This window comes from Shewanella sp. P1-14-1 (assembly GCF_001401775.1).
GTDB lineage: Bacteria > Pseudomonadota > Gammaproteobacteria > Enterobacterales > Shewanellaceae > Shewanella > Shewanella japonica.
The window spans coordinates 87,741-96,113 of sequence record NZ_LKTL01000022.1 but is presented as its reverse complement, the minus strand read 5'-3'; the positions used below and the strand labels follow the sequence as shown (position 1 = coordinate 96,113).

Annotated in this window: 6 protein-coding genes; 1 reads left to right on the top strand and 5 read right to left on the bottom strand. The window is 41.2% G+C overall.

The window, feature by feature from the left end; genetic code table 11:
* The first annotated feature begins 394 nt into the window (after positions 1-394).
* On the top strand, positions 395-1,885 hold the full coding sequence (locus AN944_RS16050; RefSeq protein ID WP_372037398.1) for an arylsulfatase: 1,491 nt from the start codon (positions 395-397) through the stop codon (positions 1,883-1,885).
* Between the two features lie 183 nt (positions 1,886-2,068).
* Here AN944_RS16050 and nagP read toward each other — a convergent pair whose 3' ends face one another.
* From nagP to nagK, 5 genes are all read right to left on the bottom strand, one after another.
* Positions 2,069-3,370, bottom strand: a complete 1,302-nt coding sequence (gene nagP, locus AN944_RS16045) for an N-acetylglucosamine MFS transporter NagP (protein ID WP_055025652.1) — start codon at positions 3,368-3,370, stop codon at positions 2,069-2,071.
* Positions 3,371-3,622: 252 nt separating this feature from the next.
* On the bottom strand, positions 3,623-4,735 hold the full coding sequence (nagX, locus tag AN944_RS16040) for a transmembrane glucosamine N-acetyltransferase NagX (protein ID WP_055025662.1): 1,113 nt from the start codon (positions 4,733-4,735) through the stop codon (positions 3,623-3,625).
* 114 nt (positions 4,736-4,849) lie between these two features.
* Positions 4,850-6,040: an N-acetylglucosamine-6-phosphate deacetylase gene (gene nagA, locus AN944_RS16035; protein ID WP_055025651.1), complete on the bottom strand. Its 1,191-nt coding sequence runs from the start codon at positions 6,038-6,040 to the stop codon at positions 4,850-4,852.
* 65 nt (positions 6,041-6,105) lie between these two features.
* Positions 6,106-7,104: a glucosamine-6-phosphate deaminase NagB-II gene (gene nagB-II / locus AN944_RS16030; RefSeq protein ID WP_055025650.1), complete on the bottom strand. Its 999-nt coding sequence runs from the start codon at positions 7,102-7,104 to the stop codon at positions 6,106-6,108.
* A 68-nt stretch (positions 7,105-7,172) separates the two neighbouring features.
* Positions 7,173-8,075, bottom strand: a complete 903-nt coding sequence (gene nagK / locus AN944_RS16025; protein ID WP_055025649.1) for an N-acetylglucosamine kinase — start codon at positions 8,073-8,075, stop codon at positions 7,173-7,175.
* Positions 8,076-8,373: the final 298 nt, after the last annotated feature.

Below are 8,373 nucleotides of genomic sequence, written 5' to 3'. Positions count from 1 at the left end.
CAACTGACTTGTAATCAGTAGGTCCCGAGTTCGACTCTTGGTGCCGGCACCATATACAGAATAGCCACTCAAATGAGTGGCTTTTTTGTTTTTAATTTTTACTATTTCACCCATCCCGAACTGCCCTTTTATCATTTAAAAAGTAACCATTCACCTCATCATTTATTTGTCTGACTAATTTGCCGGATTATTAAGCAAAATTTCTATCAGTGCATATACTGATATTTCCTCATCTTTATGTAAACAATCTCGTAGTTACTTGTTTAATCGCTAATTTAGCTGTTAACTTATAACTAGTGTTCAAAAAATCTACACTGTTCTTCAATCATATAGGGAAATAAAAATGGTAAGAATGAAAAAACTCCTCGGAGTCACTGCTGCGATAACATTAGGAATGCTATCAACCAGTGCTACCGCTGCTAGTAAACCTAATATTCTCGTCATATGGGGCGATGACATTGGGCAAGCAAATGTCAGTGCTTATACATTTGGTTTGATGGGTTATCAAACGCCAAATATTGATAGTATCGCCAAAGAAGGGTTAATGTTCACTGATTATTATGGCGAACAGTCTTGTACTGCGGGCCGTTCTACCTTTATTACAGGTCAAAGCGTGTTCCGTACTGGATTAAGTAAAGTTGGTTTGCCTGGCGCTGATATTGGCTTACAAGCAGAAGATGCCACCATAGCGGAAATCTTAAAGCCTATGGGTTATGCCACGGGTCAATTTGGTAAAAACCATTTAGGTGACAAAGATGAGTTCTTACCTACTGCCCATGGTTTTGATGAATTTTTAGGAAACCTTTATCACCTTAATGCTGAAGAAGAACCTGAAAACGTTGATTACCCAAAAGATCCTGAATTCTTAAAGAAATTTGGACCCCGAGGCGTTATCAAATCATCAGCTGATGGCAAGATTGAAGATACTGGTCCATTAACGAAAAAAAGAATGGAAACCATTGATGATGAAACCGTTTCGGCGGCAATTGACTTCATGGAAAAAAGTGTAAAATCGAAAAAACCATTCTTTGTATGGTGGAACGGAACACGAATGCATTTCCGTACCCATATTAAGCCTGAACTTCGTGGAGCAAGCGGCGTCAGTAATTATGCTGACGGTATGATTGAGCATGATAACCATGTTGGTCAACTGCTTAAAACTGTCGATAAGCTAGGTATCAAAGATAACACGATCGTATTTTACTCAACCGATAATGGCCCACACATGAACACATGGCCAGATGCGGGTTTAACTCCGTTTAGAAGTGAGAAAAATACCAGCTGGGAAGGCGCATTCCGTGTTCCTGCGATGGTGAGATGGCCAGGTAAGATTGAAGCTGGTAGCGTTTCCAATGAGATTATGCACCATATGGATTGGCTACCTACCTTCGCTGCAGCGGCAGGCGATAGCAAAGTAAAAGAGAAGCTACTTAAAGGCTATAGCGCCAATGGCAAAAAGTTTAAAAACCATCTTGATGGCTACAACTTCTTACCTTACTTAACAGGCAAGGCAGATACCGGCCCTCGTGAAGAAATCTTTTACTTCACTGATGATGGTGATTTAGCCGCTCTGCGTTATAAAAACTGGAAAGCAGTATTTTTAGAGCAGCGTGTGACAGGTACATTACAAATATGGGCAGAGCCTTTTGTTGAACTGCGCTTACCTAAGATATTTAACCTACGTATGGATCCATACGAGACTGCTGACCGCACGTCTAATACCTATTATGACTGGTTAATAGACAGAGCATTTTTATTAGTGCCAGCGCAAGCTTATGTGGCTCAATTTTTAGAAACATTTAAAGAATATCCTCCAAGACAAAAAGCAGCGAGCTTTAGTTTGAAGCAAGTCATGGAGAAACTAGAAAAGCCAACTAACCATTAATCAGTTTATTGGCAAATTGTAGTAAGAGCCAAATGTAGTAAGAGCCAAAGCTTATTAGTGTAATAAAAAAGCCACTCAATAGAGTGGCTTTTTTGTGAAGGGACTACAGCTTAAAGCCGTTTCATGACAGTATTAAAAGGCTATCGGTAACGCCATACACTGCATTGAAAACGCTTATCTCAACTATTTCCAGCTTGTCATTTTATAGCCTTTAACCGCATAAAATAAAATGAACAGATAACAAGGGATCATCACCATATAACCGCCTTGCATACCTAAAGACGTCGCAGAGCTTGTTAGCCCCCAAAATACCGGCCCAAAAGCGCCACCAGCAATCCCCATAATTAACAAAGCAGAGCCAGTACTGGTTAATCGACCCATTCCTGATAATGCTAACGGCCATACTGCAGGCCACACAATCGCATTAGCTAACCCTAGAAATGCAATGAGCAATAAGGTATCTGGAAGCTCAGCTCCACCAAATGGTACCAATATCATATTAGCAATGGTATATGACTCACTATCACCAAATACGATACCAAAAGATAATACTACGCCTAAAATAGCACTGATTAATAACGCATTAGGTTGCGAAATAAAGCGAGGAATACAAATAATACCCAAGCTATAACCGATAACCATACAAACCATTGTATAGGATGTCATCACGCCATAGTTTTCGACACCCAAGGTTAATGCGTAAGTACCAATGGTATCCCCTGCTATGACTTCAACGGCCACATAAACAAATAATGCGACAACACCTAGTGCAAGGTTGGGTTTAGCCAGGGCTTCTTTAATCTGTCCTTTTTCAGAAGACTCGTCTTCTTCTTGCTCGAGTTCTGGTAAAGGAGATTTTTTAACAGCAAACGCTAAAATACCAATAAACACCGCCATACCTAAATAAGGAAGTATTAGACTATTCGCCATTTCATCGATTTGAATTTGGGTTAATGTTGTTCCAACACGGTCTTTAAAACTATCTAAAATCAGTGCTGTAAATACCATAGGCGCAATCACACCCGCCCCTTTATTGAGAATGCCCATTACACTTACACGGGCAGCAGCTGATTCTTCAGGGCCTAAACGAACAACATAAGGATTCACAGCGGTTTGTAGTAACGTTTGGCCAGTACCCATCACTAATTGCGCTAATAAGAATAAAGGAAATATTTGGGTTTTAGCCGCAGGTATAAACAATAAACCCGCGATCATCATTATCCCCATCCCTAATGCCATACCACTTTTATAGCCGACTTTACGAATAACCCAAGCAGAAGGCAGGGCAGTAAATGTCACAGCGATATAAAAAGAGAATAAGATTAGAGATGCTTGAAATGGGCTAAGTTGAAGGATTTGCTTCAGATAAGGCATCAAAGAGCCATTTAGCCAAGTGGCAAATCCCAATACGAAAAAGAGAATTGCAACGATAGCCATCGGCAACACACTGCTTTTTTGCTGACTGTTATTCATTGTAGTTTCCATAAACCTGCTTCTTATTGTCATTAATTTTCAGCAGCAATATCCATCACTGCCCCATATGAGTCTTATTGTTATTGAGGTTTTAGCACCACTATGATGACGAATTGTTAATTCATTTCATAGTCATTGCGCATTTCATGTTAAAACATCCACACCACAAAGACAACGCTGTCATTCCTTTAACTGGTAGAACCATAACAAGTGAAAATCAAGCTCAGAAATTTATCCTACTAGCCAAGCACTTATCTGTTTAAGTTAGATTCGGATGAAAATTTTCCGTCGATATAACCATAACAATACTAACCATTGCACCAGCAACAAACTGACCACTGACATTAATTGCTGCCAGTTTTGAGGTAATGCTGTGATGACTCCACCCAATAAACTTTGAGAAAAATACTGCCAGTTCATTAAGCTTGAAGCTAAATAAATGATGATAGCGTTCGTGCCAATCACCACAAAAAACAACGACCACTTCTGCCATTTGAGAACATCAATAAGCGCATAAAAAATGGCTAAAAATACGATACTCCAACCAGACGTCACCAATACAAAACTGCTTGTCCAAAGGTCTTTATTAATCGGTATAACAAAATCAACTAACCAAGCTAGTGAAATCAGCAAGCAACCCGCAATCATTAGTAACAACACTTTTATCCAGTCAGAAGAGAGCTTACACGCAGATATGTTGGTATTAACCAACAGCTGACCGACAAATACACCGACTAAGCCATTTACAACCGCAGGAAGTGTTGACAGCACCCCTTCAGGATCTAAAGGACGGTCTTGATAAGAAATACCTGGCAATAATAAACTATCCACATAGGCGTTAATCGAATTATCTTGAGTGAATTGTCCTGGTAGCCCATTAGGAAACGGGACATATAATTGCAATAAGCCATAAGCTAATAAAATGATAATCGCTATCGCAGCCTGTACCCGAAGGCTTGTATGCCAAACCAGCATTGCCCCAATAAACCAAGCAAAACCGATTCGGGCCAATACACTGGCATATCTAATTTGTTCTGGATCCGCAGGGACACCAGTACCCCAACCATGGTTATAAAGCACACCTAGTAGGATGAGTAATCCAAGTCGCTTTATAGCATGACGATAAAAAGGTAGGCGTTCGCTCATTGGCAGTTTATCCAACCTTTTTGGAGACAAGCCTAGCGCTACACCGGATAAGAATATAAATAGCGGGAAAATCACATCATAAAAGGTAAAGCCATGCCATTGACTGTGATGCATTTGGCCATCAAACCATTGCCAACCTGACCAGCCAGTTAATAGCAATAATCCTGCAAATAGCCCTTCTCCCCCCAAAATCCAAAACATGTCAAAACCACGCAATGCATCAAGAGACATTAAACGTGTTTTCGTTTTAGGTTTATCACTATTTATTCTAGTTTCAGAATGTTGAACATCACTTCTTGACGTGTCACTTACAGTCGAATGACTAACTGGAGCACTCATAGCCGACTACCTAGCCCGCTGTGGGCAGTCAGAAGAAAACACTAACTCACCAGCTATATAGGTTGCACTGACATTATTTTGCGTATTCAATAACACTAAGTCAGCTTGCTGACCGACTGCAATTCGGCCTAGCTGAGGTTTCTGTAAATATTGAGACGGATAAAGTGATGCCATTCTTAATGCTTCTTCATGGCGTAAACCTAGCATGCGCACAGTGTTATTCACTGCACCAACCATATCTAATACACAACCTGCTAGTTCACCTGTTGTTGCATTAAGTCTGTCGCCTTGCCTTATAACTTTAGTGCCAAATAATTCAAAGCTAGCGTTATCACCCATACCCACTGGCGGCATCGCATCAGTCACCAACATCACTTTACCTTGCTGTTTAGCCTTAATAGCCACTTTCGCTGTTGCACTATGCACATGGTGTCCATCAACAATTAATCCGCACCAAGCCTTTTCGCTTTCTAGCGCAGCACCTACCATGCCAGGTTCACGGGAACCAAAACCTGACATTGCATTGAACAAGTGTGTGAATCCATCTGCGCCTGCATCCAACGCTGCATTAACCGTCTCGTAATCAGCATTTGAATGCCCTAGGCAGACTTTTACATCATGTTCGACTAATGTTTTTATCACCTCAACTGAAACGTTTTCAGGTGCTAAGGTGACAAGTTTGATACCTAAATCTTGGCGAGCAAAAATAGCCATCTCAGCCGCAGAAATTTCACGAATAAAAGATTGAGGATGTACCCCTTTCTTAGGGACACTCAAATGCGGCCCTTCAAAATGAATACCCAATACCCCTGGTGTTTTAAGCTTAATGGCTTCTGCAACGGCATCGGCCGCTTTTTCCATTACCTCAACTTGATCAGTTATTAAGGTTGGTAAAAAGCCAGTGGTTCCAAACTTCGCATGAGCATTGCCTATGATGCTGATACACTCAGGTGTAGGTTCAGTATTAAATAACGCCCCACCGCCACCATTAACCTGAACATCAACAAACCCAGGAACTAGCGTTCCTTGTAAATGAGTCACATTTTCTAATGCATCTTCATTCACCAATTGCAGATCCAGTCCCTTTTCAGCTATAGCGTTGATAGCAGTGATCATCCCATTATCTATGGTAATCGCAGCTCGCGGCTGAAATTGCTCGCCATCAAAATACTTATCTACAATTAGGGTTTGTTTCATCTTGAGTCTCTTTACATCTAGGCTTAATTAACACCAATAAGGTGATTAAATATCATCAACTTACATTACAAGGTTTGTGTTACTTTCTTGAGGCCTTCAGGCTGATCTGGATCAATGCCACGCGCAACCGCTACGGCGGCGACATCAATATAAAAACGCTGCAACAGCGCCAGTGGCGCAATACGCGGGTGAATATCATTTGAAGTTTGATTCAAATGAACCACATCAGCACCACGCTCAGTGACGTTATTTACTTGCTCAACATGGCTTTCTAAAGACTCATCATTGATACAAGCGTCAACAATGGTCAGCTTTTTCTCAACTAATGTCACCGGACCATGTAAAAACTCTGCACTACTAAAGGATTCGGCATGAATAGAACACACTTCTTTCATTTTAAGCGCTAGCTCTTTCGTAACGGCATATCCAAGACCGCGGCCTAAAACCACAAGATTCTTAACTCCCTCTAAAGACTCTGCAGTCAATTGAGGTTCTGCATCTACAGCTGTTTGAAGTGCTTTAGGCATTGAATCTACAGCTGCTGCCAATGATTCACTTTGAGTCCACTCTGCAGTTAATTGAACAATTGCTGAAAGTGTCGCTAGATAGCTTTTAGTGGCTGCTACTGCTTTTTCTTCACCCGCTCTTAGAGGTAAAACAACATCAACGATATCTTTTATCGGCGCGGTTTCATCATTCACTAATGCCACACAAAAAGCGCCGGCGTTTTTTACCATTCTTGCTTGCGCTAAAATATCAGGGCTTCGACCTGATTGTGAAATAACGATGACTAACCCGCCTTCAAGTTGCAAGCTTTTACCGTATACGCTGGCTACCGATGGTGCAGCAGCAAATGTTGGAATACCTACTTCAATTTCAAATAAATATTTTGCAAACACTCCCGCATGATCTGAAGAGCCTCGGCCAACGATCATTACAAACTTAGGTTTAAAATTACGCAGCTTCTCACCAAGTTCTTTAGTTAGCCCCGCATTAGCAGCTAATTGTTCAGCAATTTTTTGCGGTGCAGAGCGAGCTTCTAGCTCCATAATGGTATTTGTCATCGGTATAACCTTTTTCAATATTGTCGAATAAATTGGAAAAATGACTAGCTGGTTGAATTGTTAACCTATTAGCCTTGATGTTTGCTGTATTGCTGTTGAGCAAATAAGATGGCGCCGATTTCAGGTTGAGCGAGCGCTGGCTGAACCTGCTGCCCGACATCACTATCAAGCCATTTTTGTAAGGGCTCAGCTAAACCGCCTATCATTGAAAAACGACGCGGTTCGAGTGTAAAAAGCTTACGTGCCATATCACTGATATATTTTGCACCTTGTTTAACAATCTCTATCGCAACAACATCACCTTGTTCGGCACTTTGAATTACCAGCCTAGCTAATCTGGCATACGTACTCGATGATTGACCTGCTAGGTTTTCAACAATTCCGATAGCGTCTGAGACGTCAAAATGCGCTAAGATTAATTGCGTTAACTGACTGTCTTCTGCAAACCCATCAAGGTTTAATAAAGCATGCTCTGCAGCTTGTTGACCTAGCCATGCACCGCTACCTTTATCGCCTAAAGCAAACCCATGCCCACCAACCAGTAAGCTTTGCTCTCCGACATGTGCGTAACCGCAAGACCCTGTGCCAGTAATAATGACCGCGCCATCCTCACCGTTGTGCGCACCAATACAGGCAGTATGTAAATCGGTAGTGAGATACATATGAGCAAATGGATGCTGCCATTCATTTATCAATTGATATAAGCGAGGCACATTGACCCCTGCAAGGCCAAGGCCTGCGACTAACGTCTTGATATCATCTTGAGTTAGCTTTGCGTCTGCTATCGCTAAGTCGGTTGATTGGCGGATTGATTCGAAAGTTTGTTCTAAGCCGTGAAGGGGGTTAGCACGCCCAGCAACACCAGTTCCAATCACACCCATCTTAGGAGAATAAATCGTGGCGCGACATTTACTGCCTCCGCCATCAATACCAATAAAAAGCTGTGATTCATTTTGCAGGTTAACGCCCATGATATCCCTCTTATCTCTTCTATTTGAGCCCAAGATGATGACTAAAAAACAACGTTATAAAGATGCACAAACTAACGTTATAGGTGGCCCTTTGAATAAGTTAACTTTATGTTACACCACAAATGACAGCGTTGTCATTTGTTTTTTATAACTAAGATAAATAAGCATCAAGCAATAAACCTAACACTCTGTTTATAAAGAAAATAAAATAGTAATCGTTTGGTGATTAATTAGAGGGAATCAGACTTAATGGTATAAAACAAAGCAAAAAGGCGTTAACAAAGTGTTTAACGCCTTT

Coding starts and splice junctions, on each gene's coding strand:
- nagX (WP_055025662.1), bottom strand. CDS start 4,735: ATGTCTCTTGATGCATTGCGTGGTTTTGACATGTTTTGGATTTTGGGG.
- nagK (WP_055025649.1), bottom strand. CDS start 8,075: ATGGGCGTTAACCTGCAAAATGAATCACAGCTTTTTATTGGTATTGAT.
- nagA (WP_055025651.1), bottom strand. CDS start 6,040: ATGAAACAAACCCTAATTGTAGATAAGTATTTTGATGGCGAGCAATTT.
- nagP (WP_055025652.1), bottom strand. CDS start 3,370: ATGGAAACTACAATGAATAACAGTCAGCAAAAAAGCAGTGTGTTGCCG.
- nagB-II (WP_055025650.1), bottom strand. CDS start 7,104: ATGACAAATACCATTATGGAGCTAGAAGCTCGCTCTGCACCGCAAAAA.
- AN944_RS16050 (WP_372037398.1), top strand. CDS start 395: ATGCTATCAACCAGTGCTACCGCTGCTAGTAAACCTAATATTCTCGTC.